Here is a 26,076-nt window from a genome sequence, read left to right as displayed (position 1 = left end):
GATCACACTCCTTTACCGGCGTATTGCGGCATGGTGATACACGCGACGTTGCCACCGCCGAGGAGGATTTCCCGGGAGTTTTCGATGCCGACAATCTTGTGTTGCGGGAACAGTTCGGCGAGGGTCGCCAACGCAGCCTGATCCTGCCGATCGCCGAACAACGGCACCACGATCGAGCTGTTGCCGGCGTAGTAGTTGATGTACGACGCGCAGATTTTCGTTCCCGCCTGGCGGGTATGGGTGCTGTCTTGCTGATCGAGGCCTTCGGCTTCTTCAGCGGTCCATTCGAGCACGTCCGGTTGCGGCAACTTGTGCACGATCAACTCGCGGCCACGGCTGTCGCGGGTGCTGCGCAGGATGTCGTAGGCTTCCTGGTAGATCTCCCACTGCGGGTCATCACGGTTGTCGGTCCATTGCAGCACCACTTCGCCGGGGCGGATGAAACAGGCGAGATCATCGACATGACCATCGGTTTCGTCGAACTTGCAGCCCCGGGGCAGCCAGATGATTTGCTCGGCGCCAAGGTAATCGGTCAGCCGCCGAGTGACTTCGGCCTTGCCCAGGTGCTGGTTGCGATTGCGGTTGAGCAGGCATTGTTCGGTGGTGAGAATGCTGCCCTGGCCGTCACTCTGGATGCCGCCGAGTTCGGCAATCAGCGGGGCGCGATAACGGTCGAAGCGTTCGATTTCGAGGATCTTGCTGGCGATCTGGTCGTCCTTGTCCCACGGGTAGTACAAGCCACCGTCGAGGCCGCCATAGGCGTTGAATTCAAAATCCACGCCGCGCACTTCAGCGCTGGCGTCGTTGACCACAAAGCACGGGCCGCTGTCGCGGAACCAGGTGTCGTTGCAGGTCATTTCCACCACGCGAACCTGCGGTGGCAATTGACGGCGAGCGGTGGCAAATTGCGCGGCAGAGGCACACACGGTGACGGGCTCGCTCTGAGAGATCGCGGTGACAATCTGCACCCAGACCTTCTGCGCAGGCTTGGCGCCGTTGCGCCACACGTCGGTGCGTTCCGGCCAGCCGAGCCAGCAGCCGGACTTGGTTTCGAACTCGCCGGGCAGGCGAAAACCATCGTGCTTGGGGGTGGAATCGAGTAAACGTGCCATGGGCAAACCTCATCAGCGGGGATTGGAATGACCACAGGCTAAGGTCGCAGGCAGACTCCTCGCCAACGATGAATATTGGGGAATACTTGAATTTAACTCATCAATCGACCAACTGATCGTTGAACCACTCCAGCATCTGCGCCACCGCCGGCCGCTCCAGCCGCACCCGTTCGCAGACCAGCGCATATTGACCGAGCGCAGTCATGCTGGAGGTGAACGGCCGCACCAGACGCCCACTGAGCAAATCTTCCTGCGCCGTCAGGTTGTCGCCCATGGCCACGCCCTGCCCTTGGGCCGCCGCTTCCAGCGCCAATCCGGCGTGGGCGAAATACAGCTGCCGTTGCGGGCGCTGGTCGCCGGCATGGCTGGTGAGCCAAGCGGTCCAGGTCTTGCCGTCCTGATCGTCGTGCAGCAGGCAATGGCGGGCCAGGTCCTTCGGGGTTTTCAGCGTGCCCTGGTTGAACAGGCCGGGGCTGCACACCGGGAAGAACTGCAACGCCGGCAGCGGCCGCACGAAGTACGCGCTGCTGTCCACCGGGCCGGTGCCGTAAGTGATCGCCAGGTCGATATCTTCCCCCGGCGCGGTGGCATCGATCGGTTGCTCATAGAGGTGCAAGGTAATGTGCGGATAGCGCGCGTAAAAATCCGTGAGCCGATTCATCAACCACTTTTGCGCCAACTCTGCCGTGACCGCCAGACGCAACACCGCCAGCGATGACGGATCGCGCAGTTCATCGCAGGCCTCGCCGATCAGTTCAAAGGCTTGCTGCAAGCTCTGCATCAAGCGCCCGGCGGCCATGGTCGGGCGAATCTGCCGGCCTTCGCGGATGAACAGCGACACCCCCAGTTGCTCTTCGAGCTGGCGGATTTGATGGCTGACGGCGCTGTCGGTGACGCACAACTCCGCCGCTGCCCGGCCGAAATGCGCATGGCGGGCGGCGCATTCGAAGGTTTTGAGTGCTGCCAGGGAAGGTAGACGTCGCATCGATCAAGCCCTTTTTTGAGGCGCTCATGCTGACGTGATGGGCGGTAGGCGTCCAGTGGGATCGCGTTATCGTTCTTCGCGAGCAAGCCCGCTCCCACATTGAAATGCATTCCCCGGTGGGAGCGAGCTTGCTCGCGATGAGCCAGTTCATTCACCACAACTTCACCGCTCCATCACCCCCTCTTATCCACCATGACATCCCGCCAAACCCGGCGCATGTTGAGCCCTCAACCGGAGGGATTCGACATGCTCGACACACTCAAACAGATCAATTCAACCTCAGCCTTCAACCGCTGGGCCGGCATCGAAGTCACCCGTGCCGTACGCGGTGAGGCGGATTTGTCCCTGGCTTTTCGCGAAACCGACATGGCGCAATATGCCGGTTTCCTGCATGCCGGCCTGATTGGTGCATTGCTCGACACGGCCTGCGGTTTTGCCGCCGGGACGGTTGCGGGCAACGTGCTGGCTTCGCACTTTTCGGTCAACTGCCTGGCGCCCGCCGTCGGTGAGGTATTCATTGCCAAGGGCCGGGTGGTGAAGGCCGGCAGGAAGCAGGTATTCACCCGCGCCGAGCTGTTCGCGCAGACCGGCGATCAACTGAAGCTGGTGGCGACCGGCGACGCGATTCTGGTACCGGTCGATAGCCAGTGAAGGTCTAGGCTGTCTTGAATCCATTCAAGAACAGTCGGAGGTTGTCATGCAGCTCGAAGGTTCCTGCCACTGCGGCGCGGTGTCGTTCAGTTTGACCAGCGCCCACCCCTACCCTTATCAGCGCTGCTATTGTTCGATCTGCCGCAAGACCCAGGGCGGTGGCGGTTACGCGATCAACCTCGGTGGCGATGCCGAAAGCCTCAAGGTTCGCGGGCGCAAGCACATCGCGATCTACCATGCGCGGCTCCAGGACGAAGGCGATAAGCGCGCCCACAGCAGCACCGCCGAGCGGCATTTCTGTTCAGTGTGCGGAAGCGGTCTATGGCTGTTCAGCCCGCAGTGGCCGGAGTTGATTCACCCGTTTGCCTCGGCCATCGACACCCCGCTGCCGGTGCCGCCGGAACACACGCATCTGATGCTGGGTTCGAAAGCCCCGTGGGTGGAAGTCCAGGTGCAGCCCAAGGACCAACAGTTTGAGGTTTATCCAGAAGAGTCGATTGCCCAGTGGCATGAACGGCTGGGTTTGACCCGGTGACACTGGATCAAAAATAAACACCGTCCCTCGCCACAGGTGACTCACCACTTGATCGATCCCATTCACAGTCTTTGACAGTTTCCCGACAAAACTCTCAAAGATTGCTGGTCACCGGCCGCCTGGCATGGGCGCATCCAACCTCCCTTGGGTGGACGGTACTTATCACCTGGGCCCGATCATTCTCGGGGCGAGCTTCGAACATGCGCTGGAAAAGGACGATGACGACCACGACACCGGTTCAGCCTGGAACCGCTTGAAGCTGAGCATCAGCGCGCCGTTTTACGAAGGTCAATATGACCGCGTGGTCGGCAGCCTCAACAGCCAATTCGGCGCCAGCAATTACCTGCGCACCTGGTATGGCGTCAGCAATGCCCGGGCATCGCGCAGTCAGTTCCGGGCGTATGACACCCATGGCGGGATGGTCAGTCGCGGGGCGGACTTGACCTGGTCGTAACCGATTGATGATCAGTGGAGTTTCACCACGGTGCTGGCAGTGCAGTACCTGGCGAGTGAGGCGGCGGACAGCCCGATTGTCGAGCGGCGGTTGCAGACTTCAGTGGCTGGGCAGGTGGTCTACACCTTTTGAAATTGCGTTGTGAGTGATGGCGCCATCGCAGGCAAGCCTTGCTCCTACGGTGTTGTGTCGTGCCCAATGGTTGCGATCACTCCTCACCTGTAGGAGCAAGGCTTGCCCGCGATGGCGTCCGCAAGCACAACGCCGTTAATCCAGATGCGCCCAGGTCATGCGAAACGACGCCCCGCCCCAAGGGGAATCGCTGACTTCCACTTGCCCGCCATGGGACTGCGAAACCCTTCGCACCAACGCCAACCCCAACCCGAAACCGCCGGTACGCCGATCACGACTGGCATCCAGCCGTGAAAACGGTTCGAAGATCCTCTCCCGCCCGTCCACCGGCACACCCGGCCCGTCATCGTTGACCCGCACTTCATAGTGATCAGCGCGGCGCACCAACGACACTTCGACGCGTCCATCGGCATAGCGAATGGCGTTGCGTAACAAATTGATCACCGCCCGGGCCATGAAGCGCGGCTCGATACGTACCTGCTCGATCTGACATTCGACAATCAGCAACTGCACCCCCGCCGCTTCCGCTTCCAGCGCCACACTGCCGACCACGCTGTCGAGCCAACTGCCGGCCTGAATGCTCTCCCAGGTAATCACCGTTGCGCCGCGCTCAAGGCTGGCATAGGTCAGCAGTTCCGAAACCATTTCTTCCAGCTCGCCAAGGTCGGCGTACATGTCGGCGATCAATTCGCGGTTTTGCGCCGGATCGGGCTGTTGCTTGAGCTGATCGAGTTCGAACGACAGCCGGGCAATCGGCGTGCGCAATTCATGGGACACCGCGTTGGTCAGCTCGCGCTGGTTGGCGATCAAGCCTTCGATACGCGCGGCCATCAGGTTGAAGTGTTCGGACAGGTCGCGGATGTTCGAGCGTTTGGACAACTGGATTCGCGACGACAGATCGTTATCGCCAAAACGCTCTGCCGCCATGCGCAGTTTTTCCAGATCCCGCCAGTGTGGCCGCACCCAGAAGAACAGCACGAAGCCAATCAGCACGGCGATCATCAGATACGCCCCAACGAGATAGAACGACATCAGGCTTGGCTCTGGCGGCAGTTTGATGCTGAGCAACTGCGAACCATCGTCGATCGAGGCAATGTACTGCGTGTATTTGTCGCGAATCACCAGAAGACCTTGGGCCAACTCAGCTTTTTCACGAACACTCAAAGCCAGTTGATCGGCCCCGACCAGCGTCAGCCCGAGGCCGTAGTGCGGGCGCACCGTTTCCAGTTGCCGCTCCCGCGCCGGACCGTCCAACTCACGCAACTGCTCGACCAGCGTCCAGGCCTGGCCGCGTACCGCCTCACGGTTGTAGCGCTGCATCTGATTGTCGAGCAGTACATCGAACGTGCGCTCGACCGTTTGCAACGCCAACACCAGACCAAGCGTCATCACCAGAAACAGCCCAAGAAATAACCGCAGCATCTACAACTCCCACGCGAACGGATTGAACAGATAACCCTTGCCCCAGACGGTCTTGATGCACATCGGCTCACGGGGGTTGTCCTTGAGCTTGGCCCGCAGCTTGCTGATGTAGACGTCGACGCTGCGGTTGAGGCCATCGAAGGCGATGCCGCGCATGCGGTTGAGGATGTCATCGCGGGACAGGATCTTGCCGGCGGCGCTGGCGAGCAACCACAGCAGCTCGAATTCCATGGTAGTCAGCTCGATGCCCTCACCCGCCAGGCGCACTTCGCGGCAACTGCGGTCGATGCTCAGGTTGCCGAACTCCAGGGCACTGCAGACGCTGGTGTCCGGTGCCTGCCGACGTTGCAGGGCGCGCAAACGGGCCAGCAGTACCGGCGGTTTGATGGGTTTGATCACATAGTCGTCGGCGCCGGATTCCAGGCCGAGGATATGGTCGAGGTCGTCCTCCTTGGCGGTGAGGATGACGATCGGCGTGTCCGACACGCTGCGAATTTCGCGGCACACATGCAGGCCGCTCTGCCCCGGCAACATCAGGTCAAGCACGACGACTTTCGGTTTGAACTCAAGAAAGGCGGCCAACGCCAGGTCGCCACGGTGCACCGCCCGGACCTCGAAGCCGTGTTGGGACAGGAAATGTGCGATCAGCCCGGCAAGCTTTTCGTCGTCTTCCACCAGCAATACTTTGCCAAAACCCAGGTTATCCATTACGACCGTCTGCCAACCCTTGTTTAAAGTAGGCGGCATTATGGCGGCAATCGGTGGTGGGACGGTGACGGCAGGCAGCAAAAACCGGTCACGAGGACCGGTTTTCAGTGATCTTTCATACTCTTAAGAGTTTTTAACATTTCAGCAGCAAAGATCGCACCTGTAGGAGCTGCCGAAGGCTGCGATCTTTTGATCTTGATCTTTCGACGCTACTGAAGATCGCAGCCTTCGGCAGCTCCTACGGGGGTCAGGCGGCGGTTGGTATGCCGCTGTGGAAGCGGAACTCCACGTCCGGCGACTCGATCAATTCCTGCTCGGCGGCACGAACCCGGTCGATCACCTGGGCGATGTCCTTGGCGTCACCGTACTGATAGGCCAGTTTCAGATAACCCTGGAAATGCCGGGCCTCGCTTTTCAGCAGGCCGAAGTAGAACTTGCCGAGTTCCTCGTCCAGATGCGGCACCAGCGCCTCGAAACGTTCGCAACTGCGGGCCTCGATGAACGCGCCAACCACCAGGGTATCCACCAGTTTCACCGGCTCGTGGCTGCGCACCACTTTGCGCAGGCCCGAAGCGTAACGCCCGGCGGAGAGTTGGCGCAGCTCGATCTTGCGCTTTTTCATCAGGCGCATGACCTGTTCGTGGTGCACCAGCTCTTCACGGGCCAGGCGCGACATCAGGTTGATCAGATCGACATGGGAGTGATACTTGGCGATCAGGCTCAACGCCGTGCTGGCGGCCTTGAATTCGCAGTTCTTGTGGTCGATCAGCAAGGTTTCCTGATCGGCCAGCGCGGCCTGGACCCAGCCGTCAGGGGTGCGGCAGCCGAGGAACTCGTGAATTTCGGGAAGGATCATGGGGCTCACGGATAAAAGGTTCAAAACGAAGGGCGCCGATTATACCGGCCTGCCGGCAGACCACCAGTCGCCGCCATTGATATGCATCAAGTCCCCGGTTGCCGGGCAGCAACTATAGTTGTCCAACGCAGCGCTTTTTACTTCCTGGAGATCCCGCTCATGCAAGCCATTCGCAGCATCCTGGTGGTCATCGAACCCGAACACTCGGAAAGCCTGGCGCTCAAGCGGGCCAAGCTGATCGCCGGCGTGACCCAGGCCCACCTGCACTTGCTGGTCTGCGACCCCAAGCACGACCACAGCGGCATGTTGGGCGTGCTCAAGGCCGCCCTGATCGACGACGGCTACAGCGTCACCACCGAACAGGCCTGGAACGAGAGCCTGCATGAAACCATTGTCGACGTGCAGCAGGCTGAAGGCTGCGGGCTGGTGGTCAAACAGCATTACCCCGACAGCCCGCTGAAAAAGGCGCTGCTGACCCCGGCAGACTGGAAACTGCTGCGCTACTGCCCAACGCCGGTGTTGCTGGTCAAAACGTCGAAACCCTGGACCGGCGGGGTCATCCTGGCGGCCATCGACGTCGGCAATACCGACGGCGAACACCGCACGCTGCATGCCTGCATCGTCGATCACGGGTTCGACATTGCCAGCCTGGCCAAGGCGCAATTGCACGTGATCAGTGCGCATCCGTCACCGATGCTGTCGTCGGCTGATCCGGTGTTCCAGCTCAGGGAAACCATCGAAGCCAAGTATCGCGAGCAGTGCAAGGCGTTCCAGGCCGAATTCGACATCGACGACGAGCACCTGCACATCGAGGAAGGCCCGGCGGACGTGCTGATTCCGCATATGGTTCATAAGCTGCAGGCGGCAGTGACGGTGATCGGCACCGTGGCACGCACCGGGTTGTCCGGGGCGTTGATCGGCAATACGGCGGAAGTGGTGCTGGATGCGGTGGAGAGCGATGTGCTGGTGCTCAAGCCGGATGAGATCATGGATCACCTGGAAGAGGTTGTGACCCGGCATTAAAGCAAGATCAAAAGATCGCAAAAGCAAGATCAAAAGATCGCAGGCTTCGCCAGCTCCTACATGGGATTGCGTTCACCCGGTAGGAGCTGGCGAAGCCTGCGATCTTTTGACTTTAAAAATCAGCCGCCGAAGGCGTCTTTCAGGAAGCCCGGCGCGATGTAGCGCTGGTAATGCGCTTCCGACAGCAGGAAAAACTCCCGATCAATGGCATCGCGCAACTCCGGCAGGTTCCAGTCGCGAAACTCCGGCATCAGCACCATTCCGTAGGCCTCCAGGTTATTGATGACCCGCGCCCCGCGAGCGATCAACTGATAGGCCCAGCAATATTCCGACTGATGGGGCACAAAGCGGATTTTCCGTTGTTCAAGCTGCAAGCGCAGGCGCTGCGGGTCGAACACTTCCAGCTTGCTGGCCATCACCTGGGACAGCAGTTGCTCAAGACGCAGCCACACCGCGCGTTTTTCTTCCTCGTTGTAACCGTTCCAGTTGATCACTTCGTGGTGGAAACGCTTGCAGCCACGGCACACCAGGTCACCGTAAACGGTGGAGCAGAGGCCGACGCAGGGGGTCTTGATGGTCTGATTGGGCATAGGTAGGCAAAACACGGGAAAGCAGAACAGATCCGCATGTTAGCCCTTTGTCCAACATTGATCACCCCTCAATCTTGAGGGCCTCAGGGTCTATTGGACTTTGGTGACAGCCGCGATGGATGCCCGCGCCTTGCCTCGCGCACGTTGGCCCGGCAACGCGGTACGCCACCAAAGTCCAATAGCCCCTGACTTACCTTTAATTTTTTTTTGCCGTAGAATCAGCCAGCCTTTTAAGGCGCCAATGTCCGTTAGAAGCTGTTTTCAAAGCGTCACGAGCACAGTCGTTCCTACAGAGCGGTGTTGGCGAAGGGTTTTTCCAGCGGGGAAAAGCCCAACGCCAACCCTCATCAGCTCCCCGTTCTGCAGGCGTAAAACTTTGAAAGCAGCTTCTGTAAGGAATTGCCGGTAATTCTGGCTAAGTGGCCCACAACGCCACGCAGCGCATGAGTACGGCCATTTCGGGATGAGCGTCCCGGACACCCATTTGGGACCACTGATGAGGGTAATAACTGTGCTTGAAGCCTACCGCAAACATATCGAAGAGCGTGCAGCACTGGGTATCGTTCCCCAGCCGCTTAACGCCGAACAAACTGCAGGCCTGGTCGAGCTGCTGAAGAATCCCCCGGCTGGCGAAGAAGCTTTCCTCGTTGACCTGATCACCAATCGCATTCCACCTGGCGTGGACGAAGCAGCCTATGTAAAGGCTGGCTTCCTGTCTGCCCTGGCCAAAGGCGAAGCAACTTCCCCCCTGATCGACAAAAAGCGCGCTGTTGAACTGCTCGGCACCATGCAGGGCGGCTACAACATCGTGACCCTGGTTGACCTGCTCGACAGCGCCGAACTGGCCCCAGTCGCTGCCGCTCAACTCAAGCACACCCTGCTGATGTTCGATGCATTCCACGACGTCGCGGAAAAAGCCAAGAACGGCAACGAACACGCCAAAGGCGTGATCCAGTCGTGGGCTGACGGCGAGTGGTTCAAAAACCGCCCTGTCCTGGCCGACAAGATCAGCCTGCGCGTGTTCAAGGTCACCGGCGAAACCAACACCGACGACCTGTCCCCTGCTCCGGATGCCTGGTCCCGCCCGGACATCCCGCTGCACGCCCTGGCCATGCTGAAAATGGCCCGTGAAGGCATCGTGCCTGACGTCCAAGGCGTGACTGGCCCGATGAAGCAGATCGAAGAAATGCGCGGTCAAGGCTTCCCTATCGCCTACGTCGGTGACGTGGTCGGTACCGGTTCGTCGCGTAAATCGGCGACCAACTCGGTGCTGTGGTTCTTCGGCGACGACGTCCCTAACGTGCCGAACAAGCGTGCTGGCGGTTTCTGCTTCGGCAGCAAGATCGCTCCAATCTTCTACAACACCATGGAAGATGCCGGCGCACTGCCAATCGAGTTCGACGTTACCAACATGAACATGGGCGACGTGATCGACCTGTACCCGCATGCTGGCAAAGTCTGCAAACACGGCACTGACGAAGTCCTGACCACCTTCGAAATGAAGACCCCGGTTCTGTTGGACGAAGTTCGTGCCGGCGGCCGTATCCCGCTGATCATCGGTCGCGGTCTGACCGACAAGGCGCGCGCCGAACTGGGCCTGGGCCCTACTGACCTGTTCAAACTGCCTGAAGCACCTGTCGACACCGGCAAGGGTTTCACCCTGGCACAGAAAATGGTCGGCAAGGCCTGCGGTCTGCCAGAAGGCAAAGGCGTTCGTCCTGGTACCTACTGCGAACCGAAGATGACCACCGTCGGCTCCCAGGACACCACCGGTCCAATGACCCGTGATGAACTGAAAGACCTGGCGTGCCTGGGCTTCTCGACCGATCTGGTCATGCAGTCGTTCTGCCATACCGCGGCTTACCCCAAGCCGATCGACGTGACCACCCACCACACCCTGCCAGACTTCATCATGACCCGCGGCGGCGTTTCCCTGCGTCCGGGCGACGGCATCATCCACAGCTGGCTGAACCGCATGCTGCTGCCGGACACCGTCGGTACCGGTGGTGACTCCCACACCCGTTTCCCGATGGGCATTTCGTTCCCGGCCGGTTCCGGCCTGGTTGCGTTTGCTGCGGCCACCGGCGTTATGCCGCTGGACATGCCGGAATCGATCCTGGTGCGCTTCAAAGGCAAGATGCAACCGGGCGTTACCCTGCGCGACCTGGTTCACGCCATTCCTTACTTCGCGATCCAGGCTGGCCTGCTGACCGTCGAGAAGAAAGGCAAGAAGAACGCCTTCTCCGGCCGCATCCTGGAAATCGAAGGCCTGGACAACCTGAGCATCGAGCAAGCTTTCGAGCTGTCCGACGCCTCGGCTGAACGTTCGGCTGCCGGTTGCACCATCAAGCTGTCGAAAGATTCCATCACCGAGTACCTGAACTCCAACATCACCCTGCTGCGTTGGATGATCGGCGAAGGCTACGGCGATGCGCGTACTCTGGAACGTCGCGCTCAAGCGATGGAAGCCTGGGTTGCCAACCCTGAGCTGATGGTTGCCGATGCTGATGCCGAATACGCTGAAATCATCGAAATCGACCTGGCTGACATCAAAGAGCCTGTGCTCTGCGCGCCAAACGATCCGGACGACGCCCGTCTGCTCTCCAGCGTTGCTGGCGAGAAGATCGACGAAGTGTTCATCGGTTCGTGCATGACCAACATCGGTCACTTCCGCGCTGCCGGCAAGTTGCTGGAGCAGGTCAAGGGTCAGCTGCCAACCCGTCTGTGGCTGTCGCCGCCGACCAAAATGGACGCTCACCAGCTGACCGAAGAAGGCTACTACGGCATCTATGGCAAGGCCGGCGCTCGCATGGAAATGCCGGGTTGCTCGCTGTGCATGGGTAACCAGGCACGTGTAGAGCCGAACTCGACTGTGGTGTCGACGTCGACCCGTAACTTCCCGAACCGTCTGGGTGACGGCGCGAACGTCTACCTGGCTTCGGCTGAGCTGGCGTCTGTTGCTTCCATCCTGGGTCGCCTGCCGACCGTCGAGGAGTACATGGAATACGCTGGCAAGATCGACAGCATGGCGGCTGATGTTTACCGCTACCTGTCCTTCGACCAGATCGCCGAGTTCCGTGAAGCCGCTGCGAACGCCAACATTCCGGTCGTTCAAGCCTAACGCTGCAACGCAATAAAAAGACGCCGCCCATCGCGAGATGAGCGGCGTTTTTTTATGCCTGCAGGGTTTGCACTACTCCCTGTGGGAGCGGGCTTGCTCGCGAATGCGGTGTGTCATTCAGCATCTATTTTGACTGACACACCGCATTCGCGAGCAAGCCCGCTCCCACAGGGTTATGGGTTTGACTTGAGGGCTTGTTGCACGGCGCCGTCGACGCTCAGGCCGCTGAGAATGACCTGCTCCAGTTCCTGCGCCGGCAACATCGAGAGCACCGCCTGCGCCTCATGCTTGAGCCGCGCCAGGATCAGCAACTTGTCCAGCGCCCGCACCTGCAAAAGAACCCTTCCAGCACTTCGATGCTGGTGCCATCCAGGTCCGGGGACTCTTCCAGACTGAGAATAATCGTATGCACCGGCGGCGACGCATGCCGGGCGAGCCGCAGCGCACCGCCCAAAATACGCTCCACGTTGGCGAAAAACAGTGCCTCGCTGGGCCGCACGATCAGCACGCCGGGTATCTCCAGAGCGTCGGGATGGCGTTGCACATCGACGTAATCGTGACCGCTGCCCATTTGCCCCAGCACTTGAATATCCGCCGACGACATTTGTTTGAGCATCAGCACCACGCTGATCGCCACCGCCACCAGCAAACCGTCCAGCACACCCAATACCAGCACCGCCGCCACCGCGCAGATGACCAGCACCCGATCGCGGCGCCAGATGAAATAGCGACCCAATGGCTGCAGGCTCAAGCCACGGGCCAAGGCATGAATGACAATGGCAGCCAAAATCGGCTCGGGGGTCAGCGCGATGTAAGGCAACACTGTCAAGACGATCAGCAACACCACCACCGCCGCGACCACGCCGGACAGACGTGAACTGGCACCCGCCGCCTCATTGGCCGACGTCGCCGAGTAACCGGCACCCGCCGGCATGCCATGGAACAGGCCGGACAACAGATTCGCCGCGCCGAGGGCCAGCAGGTCGCGGTTCGACGACACCCGGTCGCCATGCTTGAGCGCGAAGGAACTGATCGAACCATAGGATTCGGCGTACAGAATCATCACCATCGCAAACGCCAGTTCCCCCAGCCGCAGCCAGTCGGCAAACGGCAACACCGGCAGCCGCGGCACTTCAAGGCTCAGGTCGATCACGCCGATCAGCTTCACCCCGTAGGCCGGCAAGTTCAGCCATTGGCTGGCGGCGATACCGAGCGCCACCACCAGCAAACCGCCCGGCACCCGCCGGAACCGTGCGCACACGCTCAAGCCCAGCAAAGCCACCGCCGCGACCAGCAAGCCGACCCGATTCCACTGCGGCCACTGTTCCAGCAGTTGCGGCATGAAACGGATCAGATTGGCGCTGTCCAGATGCACATCGACGGCGCTCGCCACTTGCTTGAGGATGATCGTAATTGCCAGGCCCAACGCAAAGCCGCGCAGCACCGGTTTGGCTATGAACGACGTCACACTGCCCAATTTAAGCAGCCCGGCCAGCAGGAAAAACCCGCCTGTCACCAAGACCAGGCCGATCGCCAGAGTCATGCGCAAGGTCGGATCACCGCTCGCCAACGTGGCAGTGGCGGCGGCCAGAACGGCAGCGGAAGACGAGGTCGCGGAGACAATCGCAAAACGGCTGGTGCCCAATAGCGCGTAACACAGCAAACCGGCAAACAACGCGATGACCCCGGCCTGGGGCGGCACCGCAGCGATGCTCGAATAGGCCACCGCCTCCGGCAACAGCAAACCGGCAATCGACAGCCCGGCCAGCAGGTCCTGCCAACGGTTAGGAGTATCGGCGGAGGGTTGTACCGATGCGCCTTGAGCACGAGCCATGCAGCGTCTCCAGAGAAAGATCAACACGCTCTACGACGCGTAAATTCAGGCTCTAGCGTAGCCGTTTATCCGGTTGAGTGTGTGCTCTGGGTCAGGTGCTGAGCGCAGGCCATGAAAAACGCCGCGCCCTTTGCAAGGAGCGGCGTTTTTTGCTCTACCTGTAGGAGCAAAGCTTGCTCGCGAAGGCCGTAACGCGGTGTATCTGAAAGACCGCATTATCGTTCTTCGCGGGCAAGCCTTGCTCCTACAGGGGAATGCGTCAGGCCGTCAACGAATAGATCAACGCCGAAATCGCCACCAGGCCCACCGCCGTCACAAAGACATTGGACGCCTGGCCGCGATAACGCGCCATGGCCGGTACTTTGCGGATCGCATACATCGGCATCAGGAACAGGATCGACGCGATGATCGGGCCACCGAGTGTTTCGATCATGCCGAGGATGCTCGGGTTCAGGGTCGCGACGATCCAGCACACCACCAGCATGAACGCAGCGGTCATGCGGTCCAGGGCTTTAGGCGAAGGACGCTTGCCGCTTTTGACAATCAAGCCTTTAAGACCTTCGCTGGCGCCGATGTAGTGCCCCAGGAACGACTTGGAAATCGCCACGAACGCAATCAACGGCGCCGCGAAGGCGATGGTCGGATTGCTGAAGTGGTTGGCCAGGTACGACAGGATCGACAGGTTCTGCGCCTTGGCTTCGGCCAGTTGCGCCGGGGTCAGGGTCAGCACGCAACTGAAGACGAAGAACAGCACCATCACCACCATCAACGCGTGGGCGCGGGACAGGATCTGCGAGCTGCGCTCTTCGGCATGTTCGCCGTAACGACGCTTCTGGTCCACCGCAAATGCCGAGATGATCGGCGAGTGGTTGAACGAGAACACCATCACCGGAATCGCCAGCCACAAGGTGTGCAGCAGCGCCGAGGGTGCAGGCAGCGTGGACGCGGTGCTGAGGATGCCGCCGTTCCAGTGCGGAATCAGGAACACCGCCAGGAACAGCAACGCGACGATAAACGGATACACCATCAGGCTCATGGCCTTGACGATCACCTGCTCGCCGCAACGCACCACCGCCAACAGGCCGAGGATCAGCACGAACGACAGAATCGCCCGTGGCGGCGGCATGATGTGCAGTTGATGCTCGAGGAAACTGCCCACGGTGTTGGTCAGCGCCACGCTGTAGATCAGCAGGATCGGGAAGATCGCGAAGAAGTACAGCAAAGTGATCAGCGCACCGGCCTTGATGCCGAAGTGTTCTTCCACCACTTCGGTGATGTCCGCGCCTTCACGGCCGGACAACACAAAGCGGGTCAGGCCACGGTGTGCGTAAAACGTCATGGGGAACGCCAGCACCGCCAGGACCATCAACGGCCAGAAACCGCCCAGGCCCGCGTTGATCGGCAAAAACAACGTGCCGGCCCCGATTGCCGTGCCAAACAGGCCCAGCATCCAGGTGGTGTCTTGGCGATTCCAGCTCTCAAGTGTCGCTGGTGCCGCCGCTACATAGCGTTCGTCGACGCTATTGGCCTGATCATTCATCCGGTGGGATCTCCGCATTCCGGTCAGTTGCTACCCGGTCAGGACGAGTCGGAAAAATCCGACAGGCAGCGCCCTGACCGAAACAGGGGCGCGATTGTCCGGGATTAATGAGCAGAAGCAAAGACTTAGCTGAGGAGCGGTTATGCGGATCAGATGCCAAAAGCGCTGCAGGCCCCTGTGGGAGTGAGCCTGCTCGCGATGGCGATTTCACTTTCAACATTGATGTTGGCTGATACTCCGCTATCGCGAGCAGGCTCGCTCCCACAGGGAACTTCATTGTTGTCGGGCTTGTGCAGTTCGTCGCCGGACAAAATGCCTGCTTGATAAAGGTTAAGCATCATGTATTTTTAACTGATCCACATTCTGTCTGGAGTCATCCCATGCCACTGGTTCGCGTTGACATCAAAAAGCATCAGGACCCGACCTTCGCCAAACGCGTGGGTCAGTTGATTTACGCCGCCATGCGCAGCGCGATCGGTGTACCGGAACACGATAATTTCCAGATTCTGGCAGAGCACGACGAGCGGCATTTCATCTTCGACACCGAATACCTGGGCATCCAGCGCACCGACAGCCTGGTGGTGATCCAGATCACGTTGAATGAAGGCCGGACCCTGGAGCAGAAAAAACGGCTCTACAAGACCATTGCCCAGAGCCTGAACAGTGAACTGGCGGTGCGCCTGGAAGATGTTTTCATTAATCTGGTGGAAGTGAAAAAGAGAACTGGTCGTTTGGAAACGGGATTGCCCAGTACGCCAGTTGATTGCTGTCCACTCAAACCTGTGAGCCGTTGATGCCCCGAGTCTCCCGTAAACAAGCCGACCTCAACCGCGAAATCATCGTCGAGGCCGCCACGCGGCTGTTTCGTGAGCGCGGCCTCCACGGCATCAGCGTCGTCGACGTGATGGGCGCGGCCGGGCTGACCCATGGCGGCTTCTACGGACACTTCGAGTCCAAGGAAGCCTTGGCCCGTGAGGCCGGCGGTCGGGCGTTCGAGCAATCGGCTGAGCGCTGGAAAGCCAGGATCGCCGAGCATGATGACAAAACCGCTGCCCGCCACGCCTTGGTCGATCCGTACCTGTCGGCCGCCAGCCGCGACAATCCCGGCGACAGCTGCCCGGTGGTCGCCTTTGCCGGGGACATGTGCCACGAAGCGACCGATAGCGGCTTGCGCCAGACCTTCATGGAAGGCCTCGACAAACTGCTGGAGTCTTATGGTTCACTGGTCAACTCTGGCGATGCCGAACGTGATCGACGACAGGCGTTGGTCGAATATTCACTGATGGTAGGCGCCCTGACTCTGGCCCGCGCCACCCGTGGGGAGCCCTTGTCCGATGAAATCCTCGACGCGGCGCGCGCCTTTCTGACGGCGGACGATTCCACCACAACTGCGGCGATACCGATCTTGTAGGAGCACAGCTTGCTGGCGATGGCGATATTAAGGACGCCATCGCCAGCAAGCTGTGCTCCTACGGACTGGCCCTGCCCGGCGCCGTAAACGGGACGCCCCTTCCACGGAGCCCCAACCCATAGCCTATGATCTCTGGTAATTGCCAAACCGCTCTGGAATCAGCAATCTGAACCCCCATTCGAGCCCCCGACATTCCAATGCCCACAGGAGCCCAGCATGACCGCAACCGTTCTGGTATTGGTTGAAACCATCAATGACTACCTGCCGATTCTCGAGCATCAGGGCTTTCACCTGATCCTGGCGCCCACACCTGCCGAACGCGCCCAAGCCATCGCCACCCACGGCGCCCGCATCGATGCCGTGCTGACTCGCGGCCCGCTGGGTCTGTACGCCGAAGAAATCGCCGCCCTGCCCGCCCTGAAAATCATCTGTGTGATCGGCGCCGGTTACGAACACGTCGACCTGCAAGCCGCCAGCGACCGCGGCCTCACCGTCACCAACGGTGCCGGGGTCAACGCCTCTTCGGTGGCCGATCACGCCATGGCGTTGCTGCTGTCGCTGGTGCGCGACATTCCCGGGCCGATGCCGCCGTGCGCCGTGGCGAATGGCCGAAAATCATGCGCCCGTCCCTCGCCGGCAAACGCCTGGGCATTCTCGGGCTCGGCGCAGTCGGCATGGCCATCGCCAAGCGTGCCGGCAATGGTTTCGACATGAGCGTGAGTTACCACAACCGCCAGCACCGCAGCGACGTGCCCTACAGCTACTGCTCGACGCCGACGGAACTGGCGCGGGCGTCGGACTTCCTGGTCGTCGCTACCCCCGGCGGGCTCGGCACCCAACACCTGATCAATCGACAGGTGCTGGACGCGCTGGGGCCGAAGGGTTTCCTGGTCAACATTGCCCGAGCCAGCGTCGTGGTCACGGCAGACCTGATCAATGCACTGGAACAACGCAGGATCGGCGGTGCGGCACTCGACGTGTACGACCACGAGCCCAAGGTGCCTGATGCCCTCAAGGCCTTGACCAATGTGGTCCTGACGCCGCATGTCGCCGGGCTGTCGCCGGAAGCAACCCAGGGCACCGTGGAGTTGGTCGGCAAAAACCTGGTTGCATTCTTCGCCGACCGACCGGTGCTGACACCGATTGCCTTACCAACACCCATGGTTACCCGGCCCGTCTAAATCCCGGCCACACCATAAATCAAGGTGGGAGCGAGCCTGCTCGCGATGGCAGCCTTCCAGCCAGAGAGATGTCGACTGTCAGACCGCTATCGCGAGCAGGCTCACTCCCACAGTTGTTCGGTGGTGAACCGAGTATGTGTGTACGACCACAATCCCTGTAGGAGCTGAGCTTGCTCGCGATGAGGCCGTATCAGTCAACACCAATGTTGAATGTCAGACCGCTATCGCGAGCAGGCTCACTCCCACAGTTGTTCGGTGGTGAACCGAGTATGTGTGTACGACCACAATCCCTGTAGGAGCTGAGCTTGCTCGCGATGAGGCCGTATCAGTCAACACCAATGTTGAATGTCAGACCTCTTTCGCGAGCAAGCTCGCTCCCACAGTTGTTATGTGGTGAACCGAGTATGTGTGTACGACCACAATCCCTGTAGGAGCTGAGCTTGCTCGCGATGAGGCCGTGTCAGTCAACACCAATATTGAATGTCAGACCGCTATCGCGAGCAGGCTCACTCCCACAGTTGTTCGGTGGTGAACCGAGTATGTGTGGACGACCACAATCCCTGTAGGAGCTGAGCTTGCTCGCGATGAGGCCGTGTCAGTCAACACCAATATTGAATGTCAGACCGCTATCGCGAGCAGGCTCACTCCCACAGTTGTTATGTGGTGAACCGAGTATGTGTGGACGACCACAATCCCTGTAGGAGCTGAGCTTGCTCGCGATGAGGCCGTGTCAGTCAACACCAATATTGAATGTCAGACCGCTATTGCGAGCAGGCTCACTCCCACAGTTGTTATGTGGTGAGCCACAGCCCCGGCGGCAACTACGAACGAGCACAAGGTCACCGGCAACTACAGCCTGACGGTGGATGGCAACCTGACGATCAAAGTGAGCGGTATCCTGCCCCTGCAAAGCGGCGGCAGTTTCAGCATCAAGAGCGGCGCGGACCTGGCGGCCAAGGCGAATAATTACTTCTCGGACGGGCAACTGGCTAAAGCTGAGTTCTACCGTGATGGCGTGCGTGAGGGGCGATATCAGCGGTTTCATCCCAATGGCAAACCGACGGTGGATGCGCGGTATCTCAATGGGCAGTTGGTGGAGCCGGAACAGGGGTTTGCCAGTGACGGGCGACCGCTGGATGCCGAGGGCAAGCCGATATCGCGGGTGCGCTGGTGGTTTCGACGGTGGGCGGATCCAGCGCAGGCGTAAGCCTTGTGTTGTAGGAGCTGCCGAACGCGGCCCGAGCCTTCGGCAGCTCCTACAGGAATTTCACCCATACTCCCAAACTGTGCATGTCTGGATCAGGGAATCAGCATCTGCATCTGCCCCGGCATGGCGATTTTGATCACCCCCGCCCAGTTGCCCAGCAACACCGTTGGCGCGCCGTCGGGTATCCACGGGGCGGCGGTGGTGGCCGGGATACACGGCATCGGCGTCAAGACCCCGAGCGCAGCGGCGGTAGCGGCCGCGACCATCGGCTTGGCCATGCTCATGCACCCGCCAAAAGGCATGCCGTTGACCAGCGGGATGTGGTCCATGATGTTGGCGGCGGGCATGCCGCCGGTCAGGGTTCGGTTCACCGGCAACACGTTGAGCACGCCAGGCGCCGCGCCGAAGCTGCATTGCAGGGTTGCGGTGACACACACTTGCGCACAGCTCATTTCAAACCTCCTTCCTGGAAGCGCTGCATCCCTGAACCAGAGCCCGCCACGTCGGTTCTCGCATCAGGAACGCTGATTATCCAGCAACACGCTAACCTATAAGACCGAGCCGTGCTTGTGGCACGCCCGTCTCACCATTAGATTAACCAATGATGTCTGGCCTCCAAAATAAGCAGAAGGGATAAGCATGGCGCTTACTGACCAGTCCACCCGTATCCGCTCCGGCGAAGAACTCGATGCCAGCCTGATCGATCCATACCTCAAGGCCCATATTCCGGGCCTGAGCGGCGTGCCGCAGATCAGCCAGTTTCCGGGCGGCGCGTCGAACCTGACGTACCTGCTGGAATACCCCGGGCAGGAATTCGTTCTGCGTCGCCCGCCGTTCGGCCACAAGGCCAAGTCCGCCCACGACATGGGCCGCGAGTTTCGCATCCTGAACCAGCTCAAGGACGGCTTCCCGTACTGCCCCAAGGCCTACGTGCACTGCACCGACGAATCGGTGATCGGCGCCGAGTTCTATGTGATGGAACGGGTCAACGGCATCATCCTGCGCTCGGAACTGCCACCGGAACTCGGTCTGGATGCCGCCAAGACAGAGGCATTGTGCAAAAGCTTCATCGACAAGTTCGTCGAACTGCACCGGGTCGACTACAAGGCCTGTGGCCTGGCGGACCTTGGCAAACCCGAAGGCTATGTCGCACGGCAGATCAAAGGCTGGAGCGAACGCTACGAGAAAGCCCTGACCCCCGACGCGCCGCAGTGGGACGCGGTCAAGGCCTGGCTCAATGCCAAGATGCCGGCCGACCATCCGACGTCGAGCATCGTCCATAACGACTACCGATTCGACAACGTGATCCTGGACCCGAACAACCCGATGCAGATCATCGGCGTGCTCGACTGGGAACTGACCACCCTCGGCGATCCGCTGATGGATTTGGGCAACACCCTCGCCTACTGGATCGAAGCCGGCGACCCGGCACCCGTGCAACTGATGCGTCGCCAGCCGAGCCACGCGCCGGGCATGCTGACCCGCCGTGAATTCGTCGACTACTACGCCGAGCGCGCCGGCATCCAGATCGACAATTTCGACTTCTACTACACCTACGGCCTGTTCCGCCTGGCCGGTATCGTGCAGCAGATTTATTACCGTTTTTTCCACGGTCAGACCCAGGACAAACGCTTCGCGCAGTTCATTCACATGAACAAACTGCTGGAGCAAATGAGCTTGCAGGTCATTTCGAAATCCAGCCTCTGATCCAGGCCGCCTAATAAGACTTTTTATAAGAGAATCCCATGTCCAAGACTCAGTTGTTCGACCTCGACGGCAAGATCGCTTTCGTTTCCGGCGCCAGCCGTGGCATCGGTGAAGCCATCGCCAAACTGCTGGCCCAGCAAGGCGCCCATGTCATCGTTTCGAGCCGCAAACTCGACGGCTGCCAACACGTGGCCGACGCGATCATCGCCGCCGGTGGCAAAGCCACCGCCATCGCCTGCCACATCGGCGAAATGGAACAGATCACCCAAGTCTTCGCCAGCATCCGCGAACAATTCGGGCGCCTGGACATCCTGGTCAACAACGCCGCGACCAACCCGCAGTTCTGCAACGTGCTGGACACCGACCTCAGCGCCTTCCAGAAAACCGTCGACGTGAACATCCGCGGCTACTTCTTCATGTCGGTGGAAGCCGGCAAGCTGATGCGCGACAACGGCGGCGGCAGCATCATCAACGTCGCGTCGATCAACGGTATCTCACCGGGGATCTTCCAGGGCATCTACTCGGTGACCAAGGCTGCGGTGATCAACATGACCAAAGTCTTCGCCAAGGAATGTGCCCAGTTCGGCATCCGCTGCAACGCCCTGCTGCCTGGGCTGACGGACACCAAGTTTGCGTCGGCGCTGGTGAAAAACGACGCGATTTTAAAGACTGCGCTGCAGCAGATTCCGCTCAAGCGAGTGGCGGATCCGAGTGAGATGGCGGGGGCAGTGCTTTACCTCGCTAGCGATGCCTCCAGCTACACCACCGGTGTTTCGTTGAATGTGGATGGCGGGTTCCTGTCCTGACTGGATTGGCGGGTACGCGAAGGCAGCCTGAGGGCTGCCTTTTTATTCCCCGCCAGAATGTGTGCGCCCCAATGTAGGAGCTGCCGAAGGCTGCGATCTTTGACTCTAGCGCCTTCAGAATCGCAAAAATCAAGATCAAAATATCGCAGCCTTCGGCAGCTCCTACGGGGGGATCCACTATTGAGAATTTTTATTCCAAGGATTGCATTGTGGGAATATTTATTCCATTAATATCCCTTCTGAAAACAAAAATCCAAAAGGACCCCGGCTATGCGCGAACTCGGTATCGGACTCATCGGCACAGGTTTCATGGGCCGTGCCCACGCCCTGGCGTTTCGTAACGTCAGTGCGGTTTTCGAGCTGCCCCTGAAGCTCAAACTCGCCGCGCTGGCTGACGCCGATCCGCAGCGCGCCCGGCAGTGTGCCGAGGCCTGGGGTTTCGGCAGCGCTCACAGTGACTGGCAACAACTGATCGATGACCCGAAGGTCAACCTGATCGCTATCACCACCCCCAATCATCTGCACTACCCGATGGCCATGGCCGCCCTCGCCGCCGGCAAACCGGTGTACTGCGAAAAACCGCTGGCGGTGAACCTCGAACAAGCCAACGCCATGCGTCTGGCGGCCAAAGCGGCGGGTGTGGTGACGCGGGTTGGTTACAACTATCAGCACAACCCGATGATTGGCCTGGCACGCGAGCTGATTCAGAGCGGCGAGTTGGGCGATATCATCAGTTTCCAGGGTGAATTCAGCGAAGATTTCATGGCCGATGCCGCCTCACCCTGGTCCTGGCGTTGCGACGCCGCGCATGCCGGCGGCGCGTTAGCCGATCTGGGCAGTCACTTGCTGGCGATGGCCCGTTATCTGGCAGGCGATGTCGAAGCGGTGTGCGCCGACACCCAGACCGTACACAAACAACGCCCGGCCACCACCGGTAGTCAGGAACACCGGAACATTGCAGTGGACGATCAGGTTCATGCGCTGCTGCGGTTTGCCAGCGGCGCCTGGGGCACGTTCAGCAGCAGTTGGCTCAAGCATGGCTACAAGAATCACCTGAGTTTCGAGATCAGCGGTACCCGAGGCACCCTGGCTTTCGATCAGGAACGCTTGAATGAACTGCGTCTGTTTCGTGCTGGCCAGGACGGCTTCCAGCGCTTGCTCGCCGGGCCGAACTTGCCGGGTTACGCGGCGTTCAGCCCGGCGCCGGGGCATCAACTGGGTTACAACGAACTCAAGACCCTTGAGGTGCATGATCTGGTGATGGCGTTGGCCGGGATCAGTCAGGGCGGCACCGATTTCGAACAGGCGTGGGAAGTCGAACGGTTGGCGACGGCGATACGTGTGGCTGCCAACGAGTCGCGCTGGGTCAGGCTTGAAGAAGTCTGAGGCTCAGCCGCCCATGACCTTCGGCAACTGCCAGCCATAGTTCACCGACAACAGACGTAACGTCAGGCACGCCGCGGCGGCCACGGGCGGCACGCCGCAACGCCGCCCGATGATCAAAACCGCGGCGCCGCCCAAGGCGACGATGAAGGAAATCACCATCACCCCGAGCAGGTCGAGGTTACTGCGCATGGCACTGATCGCGCCTTCAACGGCAAACACCGCCGTGCCGAGCAGGTCGGCCACCAGCACAGTTTTCTCGACACGGGGCTTCAACGACGGCTTCGCCCAGGCTTATTGAGTGACACAACGCGTGGTCGTGGTGACCCGAGTCACCTGCCCGTCCGCGCGCACATCGCCCAATACATCGGTTTTATCCATCGTCTGGCAGGTGCGTACAGCAGGTGGTGGTGGCGGTGCTGCAGGAGGCGGAGGTGGCGGCGGGCTGGCACAAGCACTTAAAATCACCGCGCAAAAGGCGAGGGACAGTGGTGTAAAAAAGCGTTTCGCAAGACTGTTCATTGGCTGACCTGCAGTGGCTGATCGACGTGTTTCCGCGACCCGAAAACCACACCGCGCAGCCGCGGACCCGGTCACAGAAAATAAGTACCACGCATTCCTTATAGCCCAGCCGCCGGCCAATGCCAGTAAACACCCGAGAACCGGGTTTGGTTTCGATCAAAAATGCTGGAAACAACATCAATCTAATGTGGGAGCGAGCCTGCTCGCAAAAGCGGTGCAGTCGACATCAATATCGACTGAAAGGACGCGTTCGCGAGCAAGTCGAATCGTCGCACCGCCGCTCCCACAATTGGATGGTGTACATCGCTTATGACGTTTCAGGGCGATGCAGCGCATTGGTCTGCAGCTCGTACCGCAGCTCTTCAATCAACGCCACCACCGCCTCCGGCGACCGCAGGTTCACAATACTCAAGCCGCTGACCACCAGATCCACCTGCCCCGACATCGGGTGATAGAGCTTCACGGTCAAGGAGTTGTCTCCGGTGAGCGCGCAATCACAAGCCAGCGGCGAAAAGCCTTGCTCCAATTGAGCACGCAACTGCGTCAAATGGATCATCTGACTCACCCGACCGACAGTGCAAAATTGAACACGCTGTCGAACTGATCGTTACCCATGTGGCTGTTCCTTTAGCTGTTTCGAAGGGGACGCGATAGTTGCCCTGAGACGTCTTTCGCACCCTTACAGACTAAGAACAGCCCGACCCGCCCAACACACTAATTTGCACCGTTGCGGCTAGTGCATTTGCACCTTATCGCGGGCCCTTTGGCCGCCATTCACTGGAGAACAAACCGCGCTCCCGTGCCCAGACAATCGCCTCGCTGCGACTGTGCACATCAAGTTTGGAATACACCGTGGCGACATGATTTCGCACCGTGTTCGGCGCCAGTTTCAGGCGCGCGGCGATTTCCTTGTCGGCCAGGCCTTCGCAGATCAGCCCAAGCACATCGCGTTCCCTGGCAGTCAGGTCAGTGAAGGACACGCTGGACAACTTCGGCGAATTGACGCTCTTCACGTTGGCGAGTTTTTCGATCAGGGTGCGGCTGAACCAGGACGCATCCTTCATCACCTCTTCAATCGCTGACACCAACTCCAACTCTGTGCGTTTGCGCTCGGTGATGTCCATAAACACCAGCAGGTAGCAAGGGCTGTCATGAATGTTCACGGTGTCGGCCGAGACAGCACAATCAAGCAATTCGTCGCCCTTCTTGCGCACCCGGACATCAACGCGATCCAGCCTGCAGGCCTTCTCCAGTGCAGCAAACAGTCGCGTGCGAGCGCCCTTGTCATCGATAAAGTCCATTTCTGCCACGGTCTTGCCGAGCACTTCTTCACTGGGGTAAGCGAGGGTTTCGAGGAAGGCTTCGTTGACATCAATCACCAATTGATTCTCGGCGCTGCACACCAGCGTCGGCACCGGGGTCAGGCGGAAGGCCTTGGCGAAGCGCTCTTCACTTTGACGCAGGGCCACCTCGACCTTGTGCCGTGGCTCCATGTCGACGAAGGAAAACAGCATGCAGTCTTCTTCGTTGAGCTGCAGGGGTTGCCCGGCCACGACCACCTGCTTGCTGCCGCCATCAGCCAATTTCAGCTCGGCCTGCATTTGCGGGATTGTCGCGCGCTCTCGCAGGCGTTCAATCGCGAGGTCCTTCTTTTCCGCGCCTTCGAGGATATCCAGTTCATAGGTTGACACGCCGATGACTTGATCACGGGTGTAGCCGGTCATTTCCAGGAAGCCCGTATTGACCTTGATGTAACGCAAATCACTGAGGCGGCAGATCACCGCGGGGGCTGGATTGGCGTTGAAGGTCTTTTCGAAACGCTGCTCGGCGCTGGCCCACTCGGTGACGTCATTCATGATCAACACCAGGGATTCCGGCGCACCGGCGCTGTCGGCCAGTTGCATACTGCGCACGCTGTGAACCCACATCCGCGTTTCGTCGTCGGCCGGTGTCACTTCCACCAGTACGTCACTGAAGACTTCACCCCGAGCGATGCGGCTGATCGGGTAGTTGTCCGCCAGCACCGGATGATTGTTGCGAAAGCGCAAGGCAAAACGCTTGGCGTACTCCTCGGCATTGGCTCCCAACTCGTCGATCTCGCTGACACCATGCATCGCCAGCGCAGCGGCATTGGCCCAGAGGATGGTCTGGTTGAGCTCCAGCAAAATCACCCCGTCGGACAAACCGGCGATAATCTGCTGCAACTGGCGACGATTGGTTTCGGTGGTCAGGACGTCCTGGCTCATTGGGTCTCCACAAAGTGCGGCGGCGCTTTTACGCACCGCCCTGTGAAGATTACGACCGCGCGGGGTTGTCACCCGTTCCCTGTAGGAGCTGGCGAAGCCTGCGATCTTTTGAGGTTGTTTTTTAGAATCAGAATCAAAAGATCGCAGCCTTCGGCAGCTCCTACAGGGGGCGTACGGATGTTCGCAACTCTACGGGTGTATAAGCTCATCGTAGGAGCTGCCGCAGGCTGCGATCTTTTCGGCGCTCATCGCTATCAACTCCTTGCGCAGCAGCGACCGCTCAAGCACAACCATCCCACCCTGACAATCGAGCCGCAGCAGTTGGCTCAACTTCTCCTGGCTGGTCAAAGGTTCGAGCAAAAAATAGCTCTTGCCCTCGTTGATGCCAATGACATTCAGCAGCCAATCCTCCCCTTGCGATGCCAGCCACCGAGTAATCGTTGAACGGTGCTGATGGATCAACGTTTCGGCATTCCACACGGTCATTTGTGCGAACACCTGGGGCAGACCGGTGTGCGGCTTCAACCGTTTCCAATGCTCAATCGCCATGCTGGGGGGCTGCTGGTGTTCAAAGTGCTGCAAGCGCGTCATTGAATCATCAACATAAAGCTCGCAACCTGCTGCAGCGCTCACAGGCGCTGCCGAAGGTT

At 59.9% G+C, this 26,076-nt stretch carries 20 protein-coding genes and 6 pseudogenes; 13 read left to right on the top strand and 13 right to left on the bottom strand.

Annotated elements, in window-relative coordinates:
* Positions 1-2 precede the first annotated feature (2 nt).
* Both aguA and JFV26_RS31095 read right to left on the bottom strand, forming a co-directional pair.
* Positions 3-1,112: an agmatine deiminase gene (gene aguA / locus JFV26_RS31100; RefSeq protein ID WP_201197404.1), complete on the bottom strand. Its 1,110-nt coding sequence runs from the start codon at positions 1,110-1,112 to the stop codon at positions 3-5.
* A gap of 100 nt (positions 1,113-1,212) precedes the next feature.
* Positions 1,213-2,097 (bottom strand): LysR substrate-binding domain-containing protein, encoded by an 885-nt coding sequence (locus tag JFV26_RS31095; RefSeq protein ID WP_201197403.1) that lies wholly within the window; start codon positions 2,095-2,097, stop codon positions 1,213-1,215.
* Between the two features lie 246 nt (positions 2,098-2,343).
* On the opposite strand from JFV26_RS31095, the gene JFV26_RS31090 reads away from it, so the two are divergent.
* The 3 genes and pseudogenes from JFV26_RS31090 to JFV26_RS31080 form a co-directional block, all read left to right on the top strand.
* On the top strand, positions 2,344-2,748 hold the full coding sequence (locus tag JFV26_RS31090; RefSeq protein WP_201197402.1) for a PaaI family thioesterase: 405 nt from the start codon (positions 2,344-2,346) through the stop codon (positions 2,746-2,748).
* A 46-nt stretch (positions 2,749-2,794) separates the two neighbouring features.
* Positions 2,795-3,283: a GFA family protein gene (locus tag JFV26_RS31085; protein ID WP_201197401.1), complete on the top strand. Its 489-nt coding sequence runs from the start codon at positions 2,795-2,797 to the stop codon at positions 3,281-3,283.
* Positions 3,284-3,431: 148 nt separating this feature from the next.
* Positions 3,432-3,869: pseudogene (locus JFV26_RS31080) on the top strand (MipA/OmpV family protein); the annotation flags it as partial.
* A 135-nt stretch (positions 3,870-4,004) separates the two neighbouring features.
* On the opposite strand, the gene JFV26_RS31075 reads toward JFV26_RS31080, so the two are convergent.
* From JFV26_RS31075 to miaE, 3 genes are all read right to left on the bottom strand, one after another.
* Entirely contained in the window at positions 4,005-5,291 is a 1,287-nt protein-coding gene (locus tag JFV26_RS31075) for an ATP-binding protein (protein WP_201197400.1), read from the bottom strand.
* Entirely contained in the window at positions 5,292-5,999 is a 708-nt protein-coding gene (locus JFV26_RS31070; RefSeq protein ID WP_201197399.1) for a winged helix-turn-helix domain-containing protein, read from the bottom strand.
* 247 nt (positions 6,000-6,246) lie between these two features.
* Positions 6,247-6,855, bottom strand: coding sequence for a tRNA-(ms[2]io[6]A)-hydroxylase (gene miaE, locus JFV26_RS31065; protein ID WP_054047466.1), 609 nt, complete (start codon positions 6,853-6,855; stop codon positions 6,247-6,249).
* Between the two features lie 159 nt (positions 6,856-7,014).
* Here miaE and JFV26_RS31060 point away from each other — a divergent pair, with 159 nt between their 5' ends.
* Positions 7,015-7,878, top strand: coding sequence for a universal stress protein (locus tag JFV26_RS31060; protein ID WP_201197398.1), 864 nt, complete (start codon positions 7,015-7,017; stop codon positions 7,876-7,878).
* A 119-nt stretch (positions 7,879-7,997) separates the two neighbouring features.
* Here JFV26_RS31060 and JFV26_RS31055 read toward each other — a convergent pair whose 3' ends face one another.
* Positions 7,998-8,468, bottom strand: a complete 471-nt coding sequence (locus JFV26_RS31055; RefSeq protein ID WP_008028699.1) for a DUF1289 domain-containing protein — start codon at positions 8,466-8,468, stop codon at positions 7,998-8,000.
* Positions 8,469-8,979: 511 nt separating this feature from the next.
* Here JFV26_RS31055 and acnB point away from each other — a divergent pair.
* Entirely contained in the window at positions 8,980-11,589 is a 2,610-nt protein-coding gene (acnB, locus tag JFV26_RS31050; RefSeq protein WP_201197699.1) for a bifunctional aconitate hydratase 2/2-methylisocitrate dehydratase, read from the top strand.
* Positions 11,590-11,762: 173 nt separating this feature from the next.
* Here acnB and JFV26_RS31045 read toward each other — a convergent pair.
* Positions 11,763-13,423: pseudogene (locus JFV26_RS31045) on the bottom strand (SulP family inorganic anion transporter).
* Between the two features lie 259 nt (positions 13,424-13,682).
* Positions 13,683-14,963 carry an HAAAP family serine/threonine permease gene (locus JFV26_RS31040; protein WP_201197397.1) on the bottom strand — a complete coding sequence of 427 codons (1,281 nt, stop codon included), beginning with the start codon at positions 14,961-14,963 and terminating at the stop codon, positions 13,683-13,685.
* Positions 14,964-15,343: 380 nt separating this feature from the next.
* On the opposite strand from JFV26_RS31040, the pseudogene JFV26_RS31035 reads away from it, so the two are divergent.
* The 5 genes and pseudogenes from JFV26_RS31035 to JFV26_RS31015 form a co-directional block, all read left to right on the top strand.
* Positions 15,344-15,726 (top strand): annotated as a pseudogene (locus JFV26_RS31035) (tautomerase family protein).
* A 30-nt stretch (positions 15,727-15,756) separates the two neighbouring features.
* The gene (locus JFV26_RS31030; RefSeq protein WP_201197396.1) at positions 15,757-16,374 is read left to right on the top strand and encodes a TetR/AcrR family transcriptional regulator; all 618 of its coding nucleotides are present in this window, start codon (positions 15,757-15,759) and stop codon (positions 16,372-16,374) included.
* A gap of 216 nt (positions 16,375-16,590) precedes the next feature.
* Positions 16,591-17,555: pseudogene (locus JFV26_RS31025) on the top strand (2-hydroxyacid dehydrogenase).
* An 801-nt stretch (positions 17,556-18,356) separates the two neighbouring features.
* Positions 18,357-18,519 (top strand): annotated as a pseudogene (locus tag JFV26_RS31020) (hypothetical protein); the annotation flags it as partial.
* Positions 18,502-18,762, top strand: a pseudogene (locus JFV26_RS31015) (toxin-antitoxin system YwqK family antitoxin); the annotation flags it as partial. The pseudogenes JFV26_RS31020 and JFV26_RS31015, both read left to right, overlap by 18 nt.
* Before the next feature lie 92 nt (positions 18,763-18,854).
* Here the strand turns inward: JFV26_RS31015 and JFV26_RS31010 are convergent.
* A complete protein-coding gene (locus JFV26_RS31010) occupies positions 18,855-19,214 on the bottom strand; it encodes a DUF4280 domain-containing protein (protein WP_201197395.1) in 360 nt (119 codons plus the stop codon).
* Positions 19,215-19,401: 187 nt separating this feature from the next.
* Here JFV26_RS31010 and JFV26_RS31005 point away from each other — a divergent pair, with 187 nt between their 5' ends.
* The 3 genes from JFV26_RS31005 (at position 19,402) to JFV26_RS30995 (ending at position 22,661) form a co-directional block, all read left to right on the top strand.
* A complete protein-coding gene (locus JFV26_RS31005; protein ID WP_201197394.1) occupies positions 19,402-20,469 on the top strand; it encodes a phosphotransferase family protein in 1,068 nt (355 codons plus the stop codon).
* A 38-nt stretch (positions 20,470-20,507) separates the two neighbouring features.
* The gene (locus tag JFV26_RS31000; protein WP_201197393.1) at positions 20,508-21,275 is read left to right on the top strand and encodes an SDR family oxidoreductase; all 768 of its coding nucleotides are present in this window, start codon (positions 20,508-20,510) and stop codon (positions 21,273-21,275) included.
* Positions 21,276-21,545: 270 nt separating this feature from the next.
* Positions 21,546-22,661, top strand: coding sequence for a Gfo/Idh/MocA family protein (locus tag JFV26_RS30995; RefSeq protein WP_201197392.1), 1,116 nt, complete (start codon positions 21,546-21,548; stop codon positions 22,659-22,661).
* A gap of 3 nt (positions 22,662-22,664) precedes the next feature.
* Here JFV26_RS30995 and JFV26_RS30990 read toward each other — a convergent pair whose 3' ends face one another.
* From JFV26_RS30990 to JFV26_RS30975, 4 genes are all read right to left on the bottom strand, one after another.
* Positions 22,665-22,934: a TRIC cation channel family protein gene (locus JFV26_RS30990; RefSeq protein WP_207204087.1), complete on the bottom strand. Its 270-nt coding sequence runs from the start codon at positions 22,932-22,934 to the stop codon at positions 22,665-22,667.
* A 553-nt stretch (positions 22,935-23,487) separates the two neighbouring features.
* Positions 23,488-23,736 carry a DUF1652 domain-containing protein gene (locus tag JFV26_RS30985; protein WP_201197391.1) on the bottom strand — a complete coding sequence of 83 codons (249 nt, stop codon included), beginning with the start codon at positions 23,734-23,736 and terminating at the stop codon, positions 23,488-23,490.
* Between the two features lie 193 nt (positions 23,737-23,929).
* Positions 23,930-25,426 carry a helix-turn-helix transcriptional regulator gene (locus tag JFV26_RS30980; RefSeq protein WP_201197390.1) on the bottom strand — a complete coding sequence of 499 codons (1,497 nt, stop codon included), beginning with the start codon at positions 25,424-25,426 and terminating at the stop codon, positions 23,930-23,932.
* Between the two features lie 189 nt (positions 25,427-25,615).
* Positions 25,616-26,059 (bottom strand): hypothetical protein, encoded by a 444-nt coding sequence (locus tag JFV26_RS30975; RefSeq protein WP_201197389.1) that lies wholly within the window; start codon positions 26,057-26,059, stop codon positions 25,616-25,618.
* Positions 26,060-26,076: the final 17 nt, after the last annotated feature.

It is taken from the genome of Pseudomonas sp. TH31 (genome assembly GCF_016650815.1).
Lineage (GTDB): Bacteria > Pseudomonadota > Gammaproteobacteria > Pseudomonadales > Pseudomonadaceae > Aquipseudomonas.
This window is presented reverse-complemented; position numbering and strand designations above follow the sequence as displayed.